The 19,119-nt window shown below is 39.4% G+C and carries 19 protein-coding genes; 12 read left to right on the top strand and 7 right to left on the bottom strand.

From position 1 onward, the window contains the following. Window positions 1-102 precede the first annotated feature (102 nt). From T8I65_RS15265 to T8I65_RS15240, 6 genes are all read left to right on the top strand, one after another. Complete coding sequence (locus T8I65_RS15265; protein ID WP_322301401.1) at window positions 103-759, top strand: 50S ribosomal protein L25/general stress protein Ctc; 657 nt, start codon at window positions 103-105, stop codon at window positions 757-759. 135 nt (window positions 760-894) lie between these two features. Then, window positions 895-1,521, top strand: a complete 627-nt coding sequence (gene pth / locus T8I65_RS15260) for an aminoacyl-tRNA hydrolase (RefSeq protein WP_322301400.1) — start codon at window positions 895-897, stop codon at window positions 1,519-1,521. A gap of 6 nt (window positions 1,522-1,527) precedes the next feature. Beyond that, window positions 1,528-2,466, top strand: a complete 939-nt coding sequence (locus tag T8I65_RS15255; RefSeq protein WP_322301399.1) for a bifunctional riboflavin kinase/FAD synthetase — start codon at window positions 1,528-1,530, stop codon at window positions 2,464-2,466. Further along, window positions 2,456-3,775, top strand: coding sequence for an HTTM domain-containing protein (locus tag T8I65_RS15250; protein ID WP_322301398.1), 1,320 nt, complete (start codon window positions 2,456-2,458; stop codon window positions 3,773-3,775). Before T8I65_RS15255 ends, T8I65_RS15250 begins: the two co-directional genes overlap by 11 nt. 70 nt (window positions 3,776-3,845) lie before the next feature. Beyond that, entirely contained in the window at window positions 3,846-5,117 is a 1,272-nt protein-coding gene (serS, locus tag T8I65_RS15245) for a serine--tRNA ligase (protein ID WP_322301397.1), read from the top strand. Window positions 5,118-5,163: 46 nt separating this feature from the next. Further along, the gene (locus tag T8I65_RS15240; protein WP_322301396.1) at window positions 5,164-6,948 is read left to right on the top strand and encodes a tetratricopeptide repeat protein; all 1,785 of its coding nucleotides are present in this window, start codon (window positions 5,164-5,166) and stop codon (window positions 6,946-6,948) included. 124 nt (window positions 6,949-7,072) lie between these two features. Here T8I65_RS15240 and T8I65_RS15235 read toward each other — a convergent pair whose 3' ends face one another. Further along, complete coding sequence (locus T8I65_RS15235; RefSeq protein WP_322301395.1) at window positions 7,073-8,257, bottom strand: hypothetical protein; 1,185 nt, start codon at window positions 8,255-8,257, stop codon at window positions 7,073-7,075. 278 nt (window positions 8,258-8,535) lie between these two features. On the opposite strand from T8I65_RS15235, the gene T8I65_RS15230 reads away from it, so the two are divergent. The 5 genes from T8I65_RS15230 to T8I65_RS15210 all read left to right on the top strand — a co-directional run bounded on the left by T8I65_RS15230 (window position 8,536) and on the right by T8I65_RS15210 (window position 12,581). Beyond that, window positions 8,536-8,856 carry a DUF4286 family protein gene (locus tag T8I65_RS15230; protein WP_322301394.1) on the top strand — a complete coding sequence of 107 codons (321 nt, stop codon included), beginning with the start codon at window positions 8,536-8,538 and terminating at the stop codon, window positions 8,854-8,856. Between the two features lie 5 nt (window positions 8,857-8,861). Next, complete coding sequence (gene rsmA, locus T8I65_RS15225) at window positions 8,862-9,683, top strand: 16S rRNA (adenine(1518)-N(6)/adenine(1519)-N(6))-dimethyltransferase RsmA (protein WP_322301393.1); 822 nt, start codon at window positions 8,862-8,864, stop codon at window positions 9,681-9,683. Further along, window positions 9,664-11,016, top strand: a complete 1,353-nt coding sequence (gene mgtE, locus T8I65_RS15220; RefSeq protein WP_322301392.1) for a magnesium transporter — start codon at window positions 9,664-9,666, stop codon at window positions 11,014-11,016. Before rsmA ends, mgtE begins: the two co-directional genes overlap by 20 nt. A gap of 101 nt (window positions 11,017-11,117) precedes the next feature. Continuing rightward, entirely contained in the window at window positions 11,118-12,095 is a 978-nt protein-coding gene (locus tag T8I65_RS15215) for a 2-hydroxyacid dehydrogenase (protein ID WP_322301391.1), read from the top strand. A 75-nt stretch (window positions 12,096-12,170) separates the two neighbouring features. Then, window positions 12,171-12,581: a VOC family protein gene (locus T8I65_RS15210; RefSeq protein ID WP_322301390.1), complete on the top strand. Its 411-nt coding sequence runs from the start codon at window positions 12,171-12,173 to the stop codon at window positions 12,579-12,581. A gap of 47 nt (window positions 12,582-12,628) precedes the next feature. Here the strand turns inward: T8I65_RS15210 and T8I65_RS15205 are convergent, their stop codons facing one another. From T8I65_RS15205 to T8I65_RS15185, 5 genes are all read right to left on the bottom strand, one after another. Further along, complete coding sequence (locus T8I65_RS15205; protein ID WP_322301389.1) at window positions 12,629-13,282, bottom strand: SDR family oxidoreductase; 654 nt, start codon at window positions 13,280-13,282, stop codon at window positions 12,629-12,631. A gap of 86 nt (window positions 13,283-13,368) precedes the next feature. Continuing rightward, window positions 13,369-15,180 carry a lysophospholipid acyltransferase family protein gene (locus T8I65_RS15200; protein WP_322301388.1) on the bottom strand — a complete coding sequence of 604 codons (1,812 nt, stop codon included), beginning with the start codon at window positions 15,178-15,180 and terminating at the stop codon, window positions 13,369-13,371. 33 nt (window positions 15,181-15,213) lie between these two features. Continuing rightward, window positions 15,214-16,464 (bottom strand): aspartate kinase, encoded by a 1,251-nt coding sequence (locus tag T8I65_RS15195; RefSeq protein WP_322302808.1) that lies wholly within the window; start codon window positions 16,462-16,464, stop codon window positions 15,214-15,216. 2 nt (window positions 16,465-16,466) lie between these two features. Further along, entirely contained in the window at window positions 16,467-16,940 is a 474-nt protein-coding gene (locus T8I65_RS15190) for a GNAT family N-acetyltransferase (RefSeq protein WP_322301387.1), read from the bottom strand. 55 nt (window positions 16,941-16,995) lie between these two features. Continuing rightward, window positions 16,996-17,484, bottom strand: coding sequence for a GNAT family N-acetyltransferase (locus tag T8I65_RS15185; protein ID WP_322301386.1), 489 nt, complete (start codon window positions 17,482-17,484; stop codon window positions 16,996-16,998). Window positions 17,485-17,584: 100 nt separating this feature from the next. Between T8I65_RS15185 and fbp the strand changes: the two genes are divergently transcribed. Continuing rightward, on the top strand, window positions 17,585-18,631 hold the full coding sequence (fbp, locus tag T8I65_RS15180) for a class 1 fructose-bisphosphatase (RefSeq protein ID WP_322301385.1): 1,047 nt from the start codon (window positions 17,585-17,587) through the stop codon (window positions 18,629-18,631). Here the strand turns inward: fbp and T8I65_RS15175 are convergent. After that, window positions 18,604-19,035 (bottom strand): TerB family tellurite resistance protein, encoded by a 432-nt coding sequence (locus T8I65_RS15175; RefSeq protein WP_322301384.1) that lies wholly within the window; start codon window positions 19,033-19,035, stop codon window positions 18,604-18,606. The two genes, fbp and T8I65_RS15175, sit on opposite strands and share 28 nt — an antisense overlap. Between the last annotated feature and the right edge of the window lie 84 nt (window positions 19,036-19,119).

Below are 19,119 nucleotides of genomic sequence, written 5' to 3'. Positions count from 1 at the left end.
TAGATTCAGAAAAAGCTTTACTTTTGCAACCTCAAAATTTTGGCAAATGAAGGCAGTCCAAAGCGGACCCGACGACATTTGTTATAACTTTAAATTACAACAATGAAATCAATTACGATCAACGGATCTAAAAGAGAAAGCGTAGGCAAGAAGGCAACGAAGGCACTACGTAATGCTGGACAGGTTCCTTGCGTATTGTACGGCGTAGAAGGTGATCCACTACACTTTGCAGCAGAGGAAATCTCATTCAAAGACCTTGTGTACACTCCAGATGTACATACAGTTAAAATTAAATTGAAAGATGGAAAATCTTTTGATGCAATTCTTCAGGATATTCAATTTCACCCAGTGAATGATTCTATCCTTCACATCGATTTCTACCAGATCTTCGATGATAAGCCAATTACAATGGAAATTCCTGTTCACACTGAAGGTGTTGCAAGAGGAGTTAAGAACGGTGGTGTACTAAGATACAACCTTCGTCGTCTTAAGGTAAGAGGTTTACCTGGAGATCTTCCTGATTACATCGTTGCAGATGTATCTAAACTTAAAATCGGTCAGAAGCTTTATGTAACTGGTGTTGCTAGTGAGGATTATGTGATCCAGCATCCAGATAACACAGTAATCTGTCAGGTAAGAACTTCTCGTAACATTGTTGCTCTTGACGATGATGATGACGAAGATGAAGTTGCTCCAGACGAAGTACCAGCTACTGAGACTGATGATGTGGCAGCAGTAAAAGAAGGAGAAGACAACTAGTCTTAGTCTTTAATTCATATAGAAAAGCATTCCACTTCGGAATGCTTTTTTTATTAGCAGAATTTTATCATTCGGTTTTTAGTAATCTAATTTCAAAGTAGCTGATAAATTTTATCTTTACGAAAACTAAATTGGATGCTTTCATTCTTCGGAAGGATATTACGTAAGAAAGAGACCGGGAAGCAAATAGATCCCATGAAGAAATTTTTGATCGTAGGCTTAGGAAACATTGGCCCGAAATACGAAAATACCAGGCATAATATAGGATTTAAGATCCTTGATGAACTTGCCAGAGAAAAAGAGGTGAGCTTTGAAACCCAGAAACTGGGCGACGTTGCCAGCTTTAAATTTAAAGGAAGAACATTTGTGCTTCTCAAGCCCAGCACGTATATGAATCTTAGCGGGAAGGCAGTAAATTACTGGATGCAGAAGGAAAAAATCAACCTGGAAAATTTACTAATAGTGACAGATGATCTCAACCTTTCCTTTGGAACTTTGAGACTCAAAACCAAAGGTAGCGACGGTGGTCATAATGGACTCAAAGATATACAGGCACAATTAAATACCACGAAATACAATCGCTTTAGATTCGGGATCAGTGATGAGTTCGCCAAAGGACAACAAATAGATTATGTACTTGGTGAATGGGAAGGTGATGAACTTAAGAAGATGCCGGAACGTTTGAAAACTTCCGCAGAATTAATATTGAGCTTTGGAACAGCTGGAGTTTCCAATACCATGAATTCATATAACGGAAAATAACAGGATTTGGAAGAGCATAAAGGTGCAAACTCATTTAGTAGTGAACGTCAAACTGTAGTGACCATAGGGACTTTTGATGGTGTTCATGCAGGACATCGCAAGATCATAGATCGCCTTGTGAACTCTGCCAACGCCAACAACCTGGACGCGGTAGTGCTAACCTTTTTTCCTCATCCAAGAATGGTATTGCAGAAGGAAAGCGATATCAAGCTTATCAATACGATCGAGGAGCGCAAGCAATTATTAGATCAAACAGGGATAGATCACCTTGTGGTTCATCCTTTTACACATCAATTTTCGAGGTTAACGGCACTGGAATTCGTACGGGATATCCTTGTAAATAAACTCAGGGCAAAAAAGATCATTATTGGTTATGACCATAGATTCGGGCGTAATCGCACTGCAGATATCAATGATCTCAAGCAATTTGGAAAAGAATTTGGTTTCGAGGTAGAAGAGATCTCTCAGCAGGACGTGGAGCAAGTAGCTGTAAGTTCTACAAAGATTCGAAAAGCACTTCTGGAGGGGAGAGTGGAACAGGCCAATATTTACCTTCAAAGCGAATTTACTCTGAAGGGTACCGTGGTTAGAGGGAGAGGGATTGGCAAAGATCTTGGCTATCCCACCGCAAATATGGAGATTCCTGAAGATTATAAACTAATACCGAAGAATGGTGTTTACGTAGTAAGATCTGTGATGGATGGACAGAACATTTTTGGAATGATGAATATTGGAACAAATCCTACTGTTGGAGGGAAGGAGCAAACGATAGAAACTTACTTTTTTGATCTTGATAAAGATCTATACGGAAAAGAATTTACCATAGAAATGCTGGTAAGGATCCGCGATGAAAAGAAATTTAATTCAGTACAAGAATTAAAGATCGCCATGAAGCAGGATCAGGCATTTTCAAGTCAATATATCAAGGATAATTATGCTGAATAGGTGGTTATTCAAAGAAGTCGATAATTCAGCACTTGTTGTTTTTCGTGCGTTATTTGGATTATTGATCACCATTGAAGCATTTGGCGCTATTTTCACTGGTTGGATTCGCCGAACCATGATAGAACCAGAATTCACCTTCAATTTTATTGGATTCGAATTTCTACAACCGCTGCCTGGAAATGGGATGATCTGGTATTATGCGATCATGGGGGTTTTCGGAATTTTTGTTATGATGGGTTTCAAATATCGAATGTCCATGGTACTCTACGGGATCATGTGGGCTGGGGTGTATTTAATGCAGAAATCTTCTTATAATAATCATTACTACCTGCTCATGTTGTTATGTTTTATCATGAGCTTTCTGCCGGCACATCGTTGGTTTTCGATAGATGCGTGGAGAAAACCGGAAATAAGCAGAATTTCCATGCCCAGGTGGGTCTGGGTGGTAATCGTACTTCAGTTATGGATTGTATATACTTATGCTTCCGTAGCCAAATTTTACCCAGACTGGCTGGATGGTAGTTTTCCTGCGATGCTAATGGCTTCTAAGAAGGATTACTGGCTGGTTGGAGAGTTTCTTCAACAACCCTGGATTCGCTACGCGATTACTTATTTCGGACTCCTTTTTGATCTGCTGATTATCCCATTGCTACTTTGGAAAAGAACAAGATTAACAGCATTTATCGCTGCGATATTCTTCCATCTTTTCAATAGCTTTATCTTTCATATTGGCATTTTTCCCTATATGTCGCTCGCTTTCTGTATTTTCTTTTTTCCTTCGGAAACTATCAACAAGATATTCCTGCGTGGAAAGAAGAGATTTTACACTGGAAATGAGATCAATGTTCCTTCCTGGAATAAGATCTTTATTGGCGCTCTGGCAGTGTGGTTCGCTATACAGATCGCATTGCCTTTACGACATTGGTTTTTTCAGGATGATGTACTATGGACCGAAGAAGGACATCGCTTAAGCTGGCGAATGATGTTGCGAGGCAAAGGTGGTAGAATTACTTTCAAAGTAGTAGAAAAAGGAACCAGCGATACCATCATTGTTCAGAAAGAAGATTACCTGTCCCGAAAACAATTAAAAGCTATTCCAAGCAAACCGGACATGATCTGGCAATTTGCGCAAAGACTCGAGCAGGAATATGCTGAAAAAGGTATGGAAATAGAGGTTTATACTGAAGGAAAAATAAGGGTGAATCGTGGTCCCTATAAAACCCTTATTGATCCAAAGGTAGATCTGGCGGCTGAAGAATGGCAACATTTTCGTCATCATGACTGGATTTTACCTTCTACTGAAGACTAATTTTCTAGCCTGCTTTTGCTACATTTGCAGCTTATAAAAATTTCAACTTCATTTAAAATTTTCAGGCCTTATGTTACAGGTTTCCAAAATAGCAGAACATAAAGACGAATATATACAGGCACTCAAAAAGCGAAATTTTGAGGCTGAAGCTGTGTTCGATAAGATCCTCGAACTGGATGAGACCAGAAGGTCCACGCAGGCGCAATTAGATGATACCCTGGCGACATCCAATAAGCTTTCGAAAGAAATAGGGCTTATGTTCAAAAATGGGGAACACCAGAAGGCTAATGTTTTAAAGCAAAAAACCGGGAAATTAAAGGAAGATTCTAAAGATCTTTCAGAATTACTTAATAGCACCACAGCTCAATTGCAGGAGTTGCTATATACGATCCCAAATATTCCACATCCATCTGTTCCCGCCGGTAATAGCGAAGAGGACAATGAGGAGATATTTAAAGATGGTGATGTTCCGGTACTAGCCGAAGGATCTCAACCACACTGGGAACTGGCTAAGAAGTATGATATTATAGATTTTGAGCTAGGGAATAAGATCACTGGAGCAGGATTTCCGGTGTATAAAGGAAAAGGAGCGAGATTACAGCGTGCCTTAATTTCCTGGTTCCTGGATAAAGCAACCGAAGCTGGTTATACAGAATATCAATTGCCTCTTATGGTCAACGAAGCTTCAGGTTACGGAACAGGACAGTTGCCAGATAAAGAAGGGCAAATGTATCATGTTACCGAAGATGATCTTTACCTGATCCCAACGGCTGAGGTTCCTATGACGAACATGTTTCGTGATAATTTGATGACCGAAACAGATTTTCCAATTAAATGTACCGGTTATACTCCATGTTTTAGAAGAGAAGCTGGATCTTATGGAGCGCATGTAAGAGGATTGAATCGTTTACATCAATTTGATAAAGTGGAGATCGTACGAGTTGAAACTCAGGAAAACTCTTATGCAGCTTTAGATGGGATGGTAGATCACATTAAAAATCTGCTTAAAGAATTAAAACTGCCATACCGTATTTTGCGTCTATGCGGTGGTGATCTTGGATTTACAGCGGCGCTTACTTTCGATTTTGAAGTATTCTCTACTGCTCAGGATAGATGGCTGGAAATAAGTTCGGTTTCAAACTTCGAAACCTTTCAGGCAAACCGACTTAAATTACGATACAAGAATAAAGAAAATCAAAAGGAACTGGCCCATACTTTAAATGGTAGCGCCCTGGCTTTACCAAGAGTACTTGCCGGAATCCTTGAAAATTACCAGACTGAAGAAGGAATTAAAGTTCCTGAAGTTCTGGTTCCATATTGCGGTTTCGATCTTATCGATTAACCTGAGGTTCACCATTCTGGAACAGCGCAAATGTTTATATTTACATATGCGCTGTTTTTTATTTATGCTGATTTTCCTGCTCACCGGCTCTATAGCGGTTGCACAATCTGAGCAGCTTGCCAGGAATTTTTTCGATCAGGGAGAATACAAAAAAGCACTTAAGATCTACCAGGATATTTACGAGGATAATCCTTCCAATCCAATAATTTTTAACGGTCTCGTAAGTTCATATCAACAACTGGAGGATTTCAAAGCTGCGGAAGATCTTTTGCGGGAGCGTATGAGCGCTTCGGCAAATAATCCAGCTATCCTTATTGATATTGGTCATAACTACGAACTTCAGCAAAACCTGGAGCGGGCAGAACAGTTTTACCAGGAAGCTTTGCAGGCTGGAGAATCCCGACCTAATTATGCTTATTCTATTGCCCGAAGTTTTGAGAAATACAGTTTACTCGACTATGCAGTAAAAGCTTACGAGCGTGCAATGGAGATCAATCCCGCTCAGAACTTTAATTTACAACTTGCAAGAATCTACGGGGAACAGGGAAATACAGAAAAGATGTTCTCTAATTATCTCGATCTTATAGAAGATGATACAAAATTCTATAGCCTGGCAAACCGGGAATTTAGTCGTTATATCACTGATGATCCTGCTACGGAAGCCAATATCAATTTTAGAAAATTACTACTGAAGAGGTCACAGGAAGATCCAAGATTATTATATAATCAAATGCTAAGCTGGCTTTTTGTGCAGCAGCAGCAATACGATAAAGCTTTTACTCAGGAGCGCGCAATTTATAAAAGAGGAGAAAAGAACTTACAGGGGATTCTCAATCTTGCATTGCTCGCACGGGAAGCGAAGCAATTTGAGGTAGCACAGGAAATCCTGACCTATGCGATCGAAGAATCACCATCAACGGCCTTTAATTTACAGGCCAGACATCTATTGCTAAAACTCAGAACAGAAGCGGTAACTTCAGCAGGATTAAATGACCTTGAATTGGCATTTGAGCAATTGATTGGAGAATACGGAGTTAATAATGAAACGCTGGAACTTCAGATCGATCTGGCAAACTTTAGAGCTTTCCGAAGAGATAAAAAAGAAGCAGCGATCGCTTTGCTTGATAACGCTCAGGAACTACAATTATCAAATTTTGAAAAAGCGAAAGTAAAAATGGCGCTGGCAGATATCCTGGTGATGCAGGAAAAGTTCGACCAGGCATTGATCTATTATTCACAGGTGCAAAACCTGGTGAAAAACGATGTCATGGCGCAGGATGCCAGGTTGAAGGTTGCTAAGACTAGTTACTATAAGGGTGATTTTGAATGGGCGAAATCTCAGCTTGATATTCTTAAAAAATCTACTTCGCAATTGATCGCGAATGATGCCATGGAACTGAGTTTACTTATCAATGACAATAGCCAGGAAGATAGTACGCAAACTGCACTTAAAAAGTATGCAAGGGCAGACCTGCTGGCATTTCAGAAGCGAAATTCAGAAGCTATTTCCATGCTGGATACGATCCTGGAAACGCATAAGGGTGAAAGTATAGAGGATGAAGCTTTGTATGCGCAGGCAAAGCTTTTTGAATACGAAGCAAGTTATGATAGGGCTGAGAATAATTATTTACAAATCATCCAATCGTATGGTGATGATATCCTGGCAGATAACGCACATTTTTATCTTGCCGAACTTTACGTAAGCAAGCTGGAACATCCAGAGAAGGCAAAGACTCTTTACGAGCAAATTATCTTTAACTTTGCCAATAGTATTTATTTCACAGATGCCCGTAAAAAGTATCGTTTGCTTCGGGGAGACATTATAGAATAATCCCAAAATATTAGATTACAGGATTTTAGGTTTTTTCTTTCATACCTTTCCGTATGCTGTTATTCCTATATAATATGATCCAATGCTTAGAGCATTGGGTCATAAGTTTTAATCAAATTATCGATTAATCTGTAATGTTAATTGTTCCTGTCATTACTCCATGAAATTCACAATTATAGTAAAGCGTGTCTGGAGCATCTTCTGGTACAGTAAAAGTTATAGTTCCTGAAACAGCACCGTTATTTGTAACGCCTTCGTCATAAAGATTTGAAGTGCCAGTACCTTGAACAGTTTTTATTAAGAAAGGGTGTCCAGGAGCATCTAGATTGAAAGTATAGGTTTCACCTCTTCTCAGAGTAAGATTGGGATTTGAATTATTATTAAACTCCTCTCCGTTCCAAATATATGCAGTTGCACCATTATTTGTAACATCATATGTTTTAGAGTCTACAGTATCGATATTCTCATTATCCCCAATGTTCCCCTGGGCAATAATGGTTGATAAGTTATCATCACTCAAGTGTACGTTCACGTAAGCATTGCTGGAAAGAAATTCTTCGTATGTAATGGTGGCACCTCCTACTAAATTCTCAATCTGCGTTTTACTTATACCGGTTGCTCCGTCTACGGCATTTAGTCCAGCAATAATATCCCCCGTTGTAGCTACATCATTTTCGTGGATATGAGCTGGGTGCGTATTCCCTTCAATAGTTCCCTCTAAAGAAATAGTTACAAGTGTAGTCTTATTTACCCGCTCCGCAAATTCTATTGTACCACTTATCCCGGCGATGTCCTTTTCATTCAGTTCATAGGCTTTAAAATTACCAGTTAGTTCATTTTGTCCTATATCTCCCTGAGCAATCAAGGTAGAAAGTTCCGAACTACTAAAGTGTACATTAATATAGCCGTCAAAATCGATCAGTTCCTCATAAGTTATAGGCGTACCGTTGTCTAAAGAATTAAAAGTAACACTGCTTTCACCTGTATCTCCATTTACGCTGCCCAGGGTAATAGCTATGTCACCACCTTCTGCGGCTGTGTTGAAATGAATATGGGCTGGATGTTCTGAACCTTCAGAAGTATTTTCTAATGAGAGTTCAACAGTAATTGTAGCATCACTATTTTCAATAATTTTAGCCTTACCAGAAATTGAAGAATTAGATACAGAGCCTAGTTCATAAGTAACAGAATTAATTTGTGTAACGGGTGTTTCGACTGTATCGTCTATATTATCATCATCGCTACTACACGCTACGAAAATAACTGATAATAGAACTGAAAGAAATGTTAAATGGATAAAGCGTTTCATATTTAATAATTTAATTGTTAGACGAACTTAGGCTTTAACCATCGCCTTTTTATTAATAGTTTAAAATCGTGAGTAAACCTATGGTTAAAGCTACATGTTGTTATTCAGTAATTAGATGATAAATTATTGTTTTGTTCTAAACTACTGATTTCTCTCCCAAGCATGGATGAACTATAATATTTATATATAACGAAGTCTAAGCATCAAGAGTTTTAATAATTCTGCATATTTTGATTTGCCGGACCAAAAATCGGATATTTGACAATAAAAGATTGCAAATGATCATATACAATGTCACCGTTAATATTCAGGAAGAGATCCACGACCAATGGATGGAATGGATGCAAAAAGAACATATCCCGGAAATGTTGAAAACCGGAAAGTTCAGCAAAGCTTTGATGACCAAGGTGATGGTGCAGGAACCAATGGGTGGCATCACATATTCAGTCCAGTATACTACGGAAAGTAAGGAAGTACTGGAGCGATATTACCAGGAAGATGCCACTAAAATGCGGGCAAGTTCCAAAGCTTTCGAAGGTAAATTTGTAGCTTTTAGAACCGAACTTGAACTAATTGGTGAATATACTTCCCCAGAATAATTATCATGAAGAATAACAGGCCACCAAAACAGGACTCCAATACAGATGTTCGCGCAAAGAAACATTTGGGTCAGCATTTTTTGACCGATGAGAATATCGCCAGGAAAATCGCGGATACCCTCGATTATTCCGGATATAGGAAAACTTTGGAGATAGGTCCAGGGATGGGTGTGCTTACCAAGTATCTTCTTGAAAAAGATACTGAAGTTCACGTAATCGAGATCGATTCAGAAAGTGTGGAATATCTGGAAAGTCATTACCTGCATTTACGTGGTCGTATTCATGAAAAAGACTTCTTAAAACATGACCTTGGAAGTATCTTTAGAGAGGAACAGTTCGCCGTAATTGGTAATTTTCCCTATAATATTTCTACACAGATAGTTTTTAAGGTTTTGCAAATGCGTGACCAGATCCCAGAATTTTCTGGAATGTTTCAGAAAGAAGTGGCTAAACGAATTTGTGAAAAGGAAGGAAGTAAAGCTTACGGGATTTTGAGCGTACTTGTTCAGGCATTTTATGAAGCAGAATATCTGTTTACGGTGCCCCCAACAGTTTTCAATCCACCACCTAAAGTGGATAGCGGAGTTCTACGTTTAAAACGTAAGGAAAACTATAGTCTTCCCTGTAATGAAAAGCTGTTTTTCACCGTGGTGAAAACTTCTTTTAACCAACGTAGAAAAACACTTCGTAACTCTTTAAAAAGTCTTAATCTTCCAGATAATTTAAGGGAAGATACTATATTTGGATCTCGACCGGAACAACTCGGTTTCCAGCAGTTTATTGAACTGACGCAAAAAATAGAGCCGTATGCAGTTTCAAATAAGTGAAGAATTAATTGACAAGATCCAGTACCTCATCGAACAAGGAAACGATGAGGAATTGTTGTTGCACCTTGAAGACGTGCATCACGCTGATATTGCTGAAATTCTTACCGAAATAAACCTGGAAGAAGCCACGTATATCGTGAGGCTTCTGGATAGTGAGAAAACTGCTGAAGCTCTTATGGAGCTGGAAGAGAATGTTCGGGAACGTATTCTTGAAAATCTCTCTCCAAGCGAGATCGCTTCAGAGCTGAACGAAATGGATACCGATGATGCAGCAGATATTATTTCTGAACTGTCACCGGAACTTCAGCAAAATGTGATCGCTGAGATTGAAGATGAGGAGCATGCAGATCATATCGTGGAACTGCTTCGTTATGACGAAGATTCTGCCGGTGGTCTTATGGCAAAAGAGCTCGTGAAGGTTAATGAGAACTGGAGTGTTACCGGCTGTATGGCCGAGATGCGAAAGCAGGCTGAGAACGTGACCCGTGTTCATTCAATTTATGTAGTCGATTCCAAGAATAAACTAAAAGGAAGACTTTCCCTTAAAGATCTACTAACTGCTTCCAGCAATGCCAATATCAGCGATGTTTATATTCCGCAGGTGGACTATGTAAATGTGCACACTGAAGGTGATGAGGTAGCGAGGATCATGCAAAAGTATGACCTTGAAGCGATTCCCGTAGTGGATGAAATGAATCGCCTTGTAGGAAGAATTACCGTTGATGATATTCTTGATTTTGTAAGGGAAGAAGCTGAAAAGGATTACCAGATGGCCGCAGGTATCTCTGAAGATGTGGAGGCCGATGATAATATTTTCAAACAAACCAGGGCAAGATTACCCTGGCTAATGATCGGGATGTTCGGTGGTCTTGGAGCTGCCAGTATTATTTCTGGTTTTGAAACCATACTAACAACGTATCCAAACTTACTGGTATTTGTGCCGCTTATCCAGGCAACTGCCGGGAACGTTGGAGTACAGTCCAGCGCGATCATCGTACAAGGACTCGCGAATGATAGTCTTAGAGGGAATATTCTATCCAGATTACTAAAGGAATTTGGTCTCGCACTTATAAATGGAACTTCTATAGCCATTATAGTTTTCGCTATTAGTTCATATTTCTTCGGAACCACTATTCAGGAATCGATCAGTATTGGGGTGGCCTTGATCTCTGTGATTGTATTAGCCGCACTTATTGGTACTTTTATCCCCATTATTCTGAATAAAAATAATATTGATCCTGCTGTTGCTACCGGACCATTTATCACTACCAGTAACGATGTTTTCGGGATCCTTACTTACTTTCTAATCGCCAAGGCGATCTTAGGTTTCTAGGACTGTTCTACGGCTTCTGCCAAATCATTCTTAACTTTGCAGCAGGCATTTTCAGTAGATTACTGAAACTGTGAAAATTGCTAAATTCAAATAAGAAAGACATGATCATCCTACACGCAGATACCAACCATCCAATATTAATGCAAAAACTGGCTGAAGCTGGTCATCATAATGTGGAAGGCTTCGAACAAAGCCGTGAAGAAACCCTGCAAAATCAACATTTATATGATGGTATCGTCATAAGAAGCAGGTATAAGATTGATAAAGAATTTATTGATGCTGCGCCAAATTTGAAATTTATCGCCCGGGTTGGCGCCGGACTCGAAAGCATTGACGTGGAATATGCTCAGGAACGCGGAATCAAACTATTTTCTGCGCCGGAAGGAAATGCGAATGCCGTTGGGGAACATGCTCTTGGAATGCTCTTATCACTCTTTAACCGGCTCAACAAAGCAGATCGCGAGGTTCGCGAAGGATTATGGCATCGTGAAGAAAATCGTGGCGTGGAACTGGACGGGAAAACCGTTGGTTTAATAGGCTACGGAAATATGGGAAAGAGTTTTGCAAAAAAGCTTAGAGGTTTTGATGTTGATGTTATCTTTTATGATCTAAAAGATGGGATTGCAGATGAGAATGCAAGACAGGTTACCTACGATGAATTTTTTGAAAAGGCGGATGTCGTGAGTTTACATACTCCATTAACAGAGAAGACCCATCAAATGATCAATAAGGAATTTATTGCTAACTTTAAGAAACCTATCTGGTTCATCAATACCGCGAGAGGAAAAAGTGCGGTGACAGAAGATCTTGTTGGCGCATTAAAAGAGGGAAAGATCCTTGGAGCAGGACTGGATGTACTGGAATATGAAAAATCCAGTTTTGAAAGTCTTTTCGGGAATAAGAAGAATGTAAGCATAAGTGCGGCAGATTCTATTCCGGAGGCTTTAAGAGAACTAATGTTCATGCCACATACACTATTGAGTCCGCATGTTGCAGGCTGGACTAGAGAATCTCATGAAAAACTAGCCACGGTGATTGCAGATAAGATCATTGGAAGCTTTGGAGATGAGAAGAAATAGCAAGAGCTTCACTTTAGAACATTAAAGATCTCAATTCCCTTTAAACAAGTAATAGAACTTTAAATTCGAATCATTATGAAAAACAGGGTTACAGGTTTAGGCGGTTTCTTTTTCAAAGCGAAAGATCCTGATGCTACAAAAAGCTGGTACAATCAGCATCTAGGTTTGAATACTGATCAATACGGTTGTACTTTCTGGTGGAAGGATAAACAGGGAAATGATTGTTCAACGCAATGGAGCCCTATGGATCATAAAACTGAATATTTTCAACCTTCGGAAAAACAATTCATGATGAATTTCAGGGTAGAGAACCTGGAAGAATTACTGAAGGTTTTGAAAATTGAAGGAGTAGAAGTTGTAGGCGAAATGGAAAATTATGACTATGGTAAGTTTGGCTGGATCCTGGATCCTGAAGGAAACAAGATCGAATTATGGGAGCCTGTAGATCAGGTTTTCCTCGAAGAGAAAGAAAAAGACAACGAATAAAAAAAAGCCATGCATCGCATGGCTTTTTTCCTGATTTAATCTTTTATTTAAGCTTTAGTGGTAAGATCTAATAAAGCTTCTTTTATAGATTGCGTACCTTCAATTGCCTCAAAAGTCATATTCTTCACCAATGGATCTGCCAGTGACATTACCAGTAAAAATGCTACATCATCTCTGGAAATCTCTCCTCTTTTTCCAAGTGAACCTTCTGCAACTTCAACTTTAGCAAGGCCAAGATCATCGGTCAACGCACCTGGTCTAACGATCGTATAATTCAATCCACTTGCACGAAGATAGTCGTCAGCTTCTTTTTTCGCTTCTAGATAATGCTTAAGATCTTCATTTTTTGATGGTTCATCTGCTGCCATTGCGCTCAACATTACAAATTTCTGAACGTTGGAATTTTTCGCTGCATCAATAAGTTTTTTAGCACCTTCCTGGTCTACGGCAATGGTTTTTTCCTCACTGGTTCCTCCACCAGATCCTGCGGCGAAGATCACTTTATCAATTCCTTTCATGGTGTGACTTACATCTCCTTCAAGATCTCCCATCACAGCTTCTACGTCCATATCTTCAAACTGCTGTCTTTGCTCTTCTTTTCGAATAAGTGCCAGCGGATTGAAACTTTCAGAGTTGTTCAGGATTTCGATTACTCTTTTTCCTGTAGCACCGGTTGCACCGGCTATTAATATATTTTCCATGTTGTTAGCGTTTAGATTTGCAAGTTAAGAATCAGGCTTTCCAATGTCCAGTAAAAACATCAGAATAACAGTATCTTAACAGCAGCTTATTTATCTTTTGCAGTTGCCGCCGCCCGCTCTTCAAGTTCTTTCTGAAACTCTTCCATCACCGGTTTGACCGTGCTCTCCGGTAGATCAGCGATCCTTATATACATAAGTCCGTCTATCGCATCATTAAACAAAGGGTCTACGTTAAAAGCAACCACCTTAGCGTTTTGCTTGATATATTTTTTTATAAGCACCGGAAGTCTGAGGTTTTCTGGTTCCAGCTCATCAATGATGCGGTCAAATTTGTTAAGATCAGCTTCACTTTCATCGAAAACAAGATCTTTATCGGCATCGACAAGTTTTACTTTAAATTCTTTCTTGGGGTGAACATACTGGGCAACATATGGATCGTAATAATTGGACTTCATAAACTCGATCATGAGAGATTTTGAAAAATTACTGAATTTGTCACTTATGGTGACTCCGCCAATAAGATATTTATGTTCAGGAAACCTTAATGTACAATGCACAATTCCTTTCCATAATAAGAACAAAGGCATGGGCTTTAGCTGGTATTCTTTGATTATAAACGCCCGACCCATTTCGATGCTCTCGCTCATCATTTTGTAAAGTTCTGATTCAAAACCAAACAGGTCCTGCAGGTAGAAACCATCGATTCCATGAGCTGCAAAAATCTCATTTCCCATTCCCATTCTGTAAGCGCCGGCGATCTTTTCAGCTTCTCGATCCCATAGGAACAAATGGTGATAATGATCATCAAATTTGTCAAGGTCCACACTTTTGTTGGTGCCTTCTCCCACTTCCCGAAATGTGATCTCCCTTAATCTGCCAATTTCATTCAGGATGTTTGGGATCACTTCACGTTTTGCCAGAAACACCTCGTAGTTTTTACTTTGCAGTAGCCTTTTATCCATTCTTCTGCAATTCTCCACTTCAAGACTCATTAATTCTGAATTGGTTTCTTCAGCAACGTCTTTTGGAGATCTGGGAATCTTTAATGTTCTGGGAAGTTTAGACAGTAAATTTTTTTTCTCAAAAACATTGGCAAGCATATATGTTTTTCGTCGTATAAATGCAGTATACGCTTCCAGATTTGTGTGCTCTTTCTGATCTTCTACTGAAATTGGATGACCTATTCTAACCTTTATTTTTCTACGTTTCTGGGAAAGCATTTCACTGGGCAATTTTGCAGTACGCAGCACATCGCTCATACTAGCCAGGCGATAGAAAAATACGCTATTCTTAGCATGGAAATAGATAGGAAGCACTGGAACTTTCGATTTCTGAATAAGTTTCATGGCTGAAGGTTCCCAGGGTTTATCTACGATCAAATGCTTGTCCCTGCTTGTTGAAACTTCCCCGGCAGGAAAAATTCCGAGGGCATTCCCGGCTTTAAGATGTGCGATCGATCTTTTCATTCCTCCCAGACTGGACTTCGCATCCTTATGGTCTTCAAAAGGATTTACCGGCAGGATATAAGGTTTGAGCGGATCAAGACGGTGCAAAAGAAAGTTTGCAATGACCTTGTAATCGGGTCTTTTTTCCAGAACCAGCTTCATCAGGATCATTCCATCAATTCCTCCAAGAGGATGATTGGAAACGGTAATAAAAGCACCATCCTTTGGAATTCTTTTCAGGTCTTTTTCCGGAATATCAAAATCGATTTCAAATTCATTTAGAATAGAATCTATAAAATCAATCCCATTTAGGTTTTTGCGTTTATCGTATTCTCGATTAATGCGAGAAAGTTTCGTGGTTTTGAGGATCAACCAACCTATGCTGTTGCCAAGAAAACCAAATTTGCAAAGATTCATCACTTGGGCTACTTCTCTTGCACTTACAATTCCCATAATTGACTGGTTTGGTTAGTTTTTGACCTAGAATCAAACTTCAGCTACCAGTTGAACGGTGTTTTGGGTCAATTGTTTTAAAAGTACGTTTTTATCCTTTTCCAGGCTAGCGATCGCTTCAGCATTGAAATGCCTTATGGTATAAAGAGAAACACCGGTTTTGTAATCAACTTTAAATCGCGCCTTAAGATGTTGAATCAGTTTTTCAAGCTGGTTGAATTTATTATCTACACAAACTTTAAAACTAATAGCCGAATTCTGAATAAGATCCACCTTCATTTGATATTTGTGAAAAAGTCGGAATATTTCAGAAATATTCTTCTCCACCATAAAGCTGAAATCCAGTGATGACAATGAGATCAAAACCTGATTCTTTTTCACGATGAAGCAGGGTACTTCAGGAAAAATAGTCCTGCCTTTACTTACAGCAGTGCCTTCTTCCGCAGGATTAATAAAAGAGCGTACATAAAGCGGAATTTCCTTTCTTTGTAATGGCTGTAGTGTTTTTGGATGTATCACCGAAGCACCGTAAAACGCAAGTTCTATAGCCTCCTCGTAGGAGATCTGGTTGAGCAAATGAGTTTCGGTAAAGTGCCGTGGGTCTGCATTCAGAACTCCGGGAACATCTTTCCAGATCGTTACATTTTCCGCATTAAGACAATAGGCCAGGATCGCTGCTGAATAATCTGAACCTTCACGACCCAATGTCGTTGTAAAATTGTTCGCATCTGAAGCAATAAAACCCTGAGTGATATTAAGTTTTGAAGTGTCGATGTGGCTGAGTACGAGGTCCTGAGTTTTACTCCAGTTTACCTGAGCTTCCCGATTGGTACTATCGGTTTTAATAAATTGTCGTGCATCCAGCCATTTTGAGGTAATATTGTGACTATTAAGGTATTCGCTAACGATAGTGGTAGAAAGCAATTCACCAAAGCTCACCACCTGGTCGTAAACGAAATCGTATTGTATTGATTTATTATGGTCTAAAAAGTTTTCGAGTTCGGTGAAGAGCCTTTGAATTTTAGTAAAAACCTGTGCTCTTGTATCTGGAAAAAGCTCATGCATAATCTCCAGATGATAGGTTTTCACCTCCTCCAGCGTATTTGAAACTCTGGAATTTTGCAGGTATTCTTGAACAACAAACTCTAGAGCATTCGTTGTTTTACCCATCGCTGAAATTACGATCAGTTTTTCTGCAGTTCCTGTAACTTCAAGAACCTTTAAAAGGTTACGTACGCCCTCAGCATCTTTTACGGAAGCACCACCAAACTTAAATACTTTGATCACTACTTTTTCACATTTTTATGGATGCCACTTTCTTCCATATGTACGGTCTTCCAGCTCTCCTTTATCTGTGCACCTGTGTTTTCATAAAATTCGATCGCATTTCTATTTCCTTCTGAAACGACCCATTCTATACGTTTAACGCCATGTTCATGACCATATTTTACAACTTGCTGGTATAAAGCTCCGCCAAGACCTGTTCCACGCATACTCTCACGAACGATAAGATCTTCAAGGTGTACGGTTCTTCCTTTCCAGGTAGAAAACCTGAAGTATACCAGCGCCATTCCTTCAATATTTCCGGAAACATCGGCTACAAAACATTTAAAATTTTCATGTTCAAAACCTTCTTTTTCCAGTGCAGCAACGTCTACCTCTACATCATCGAGATGGTTTTCATGTGCGGCAAGTTCTTTTATAAGTTCCAGAACATCCCGCATATCTTCACGTCTGGCCTCTCTAATTGTATATTCCATAAGTCAAATTTTAACAAAAGTAGGGATTGTAGATGATAAGTCTATTAAAGCCATATTAAAGCATATTTTTATTTTGGAGATAGGCGTGCATGCCATCTGCATCCATTTGTACCGTATCCCAGTCCTGCATGACATTAGCGCCACTTCTGCGGTAAAAATCGGCAGCATTTTTATTCCAGTTTAGTACCACCCATTCTGTTCTTTTTACCTTTTCTTCGGAAGCAAATTTGATCACCCGGCTATAGAGAGCAGATCCCAGTCCTTTGCCTCTGTAGCTTTCCCGAACTACCAGATCCTCAAGATGAACAGTTTTTCCTTTCCATGTGGAATACCTGAAATATATAAGCGCCATTCCGTGGATCTTCCCTTCAACTTCAGCAACAAAACAGGTAAAAAGAGGATGCTCCCCAAAACCATCTCTTATAAGATTTTCTTCAGAAATAATCACCGCGTCTGGCTCTTTTTCGAAGATTGCGAGTTCTTTGATAAGGCCAAGCACGTCCTGCATGTCCCGGGCTTCCGCCTTTCTAATGTTAATTTCCATATAAATACTTTTCTACAAATTTAAACAATAGTAGTATTGCCAGCGAAATCGTTATAGTAAGATCAAAATTTAATACTTTAGCGGCCAGAAACCCAATTTCATGTCTAAGCCAAATCAAACTCTCGGAGAATTTATTATCGAAAACCAGTCAGATTTCCCGGGATCTTCCGGAGAATTATCCAGACTTATAAATTCTATTCGGCTAGCTGCCAAAGTAGTAAATCACGAGGTGAACAAAGCCGGACTAGTGGATATCATAGGCGCATATGGTGAGACTAATATTCAGGGTGAAGACCAGCAAAAGCTGGATGTCTATGCGAATAATAAATTCATTCAGACTTTGACAAATCGCGAAATCGTTTGTGGGATCGCTTCCGAAGAAAATGATGATTTTATCCGGATCGAAGGGCATAAACGCGATCATAAAAACAAATATGTCGTATTGATGGATCCTTTGGATGGCAGTTCGAATATAGACGTAAACGTGTCTGTTGGAACTATTTTCTCGATCTATCAAAGAGTCACACCTATTGGGACTCCGGTTCAGAAAGAAGATTTTCTTCAACCCGGAAATATGCAGGTTGCGGCAGGGTATATTATTTACGGAACTTCAACGATGCTGGTATATACCACAGGGCATGGTGTGAATGGATTTACATTAAATCCTGCTTTAGGATCCTGGTATCTTTCGCATCCAGATATGAAATTTCCTGAAGATGGAAGAATCTATTCAATTAATGAAGGGAATTACATACATTTCCCGCAGGGAGTAAAGGATTATATCAAATACTGCCAGGAAGAACAGGGAGATCGTCCTTATACTTCCAGGTATATTGGTTCGATGGTATCAGACATTCACCGGAATATGATCAAAGGTGGAATTTTTATGTACCCGAAGAGTTCCAAAGCCAATAATGGTAAATTGAGACTGCTTTATGAGTGCAATCCATTCGCATATTTAACAGAACAGGCGGGAGGTAAAGCCAGTGATGGTTTCCAGAGAATTATGGATATAAAACCTACTGAGCTTCACGAACGTGTTCCCTTCTTCTGCGGAAGCAGGAAAATGGTGGAAAAAGCTGAAGAATTTATGCGAAAAGCAGAAACTAAAGATCAGTCTCAGTCATTATCTTTTTCTAGCAAATAACGATAATCATCGAAATTTAACTGTCCGCTAAAGATCTGGATAGAACGCTCGATAATTCCTTCAGAAGCCTGGCTGGAAAAACCAAGGCCAATCGCGTAGCGCTTGATAAGTTCAGTTTCTTCTTCGTCGATCTCATTATCTGCAAAGATGATCTTGAAAAGATCGTGCAGGCGCTCTAGTCTTCTTTCCACACTATTGGATCCCGTAAGAGGAAATGCTTTTGGGTTTTCTATAACCTTCGCATATTCTTCTTCGTTAATATCCAGTTTACGGGCAAATCTTTGAAGCAATTTCTCTTCTCTATCGTTAATCTCGCCGTCAATGGCTGCAAGGTTTACAATCGATGCAAAATGACTTAAGTTTCTTAGATGCTCTCCTGAGCCAAATAAATCTGAAAAGGACATTTGTAATATAATTTAGTCTTACAAATATAAAGATATCCCGCACTTTAATTACGCAAAGCCAGCATTATTCTTGCTAGTCGTTCG

Source organism: Christiangramia sp. OXR-203, from assembly GCF_034372165.1.
In the GTDB taxonomy this organism is placed as follows: Bacteria; Bacteroidota; Bacteroidia; order Flavobacteriales; family Flavobacteriaceae; genus Christiangramia.
This window is presented reverse-complemented; position numbering and strand designations above follow the sequence as displayed.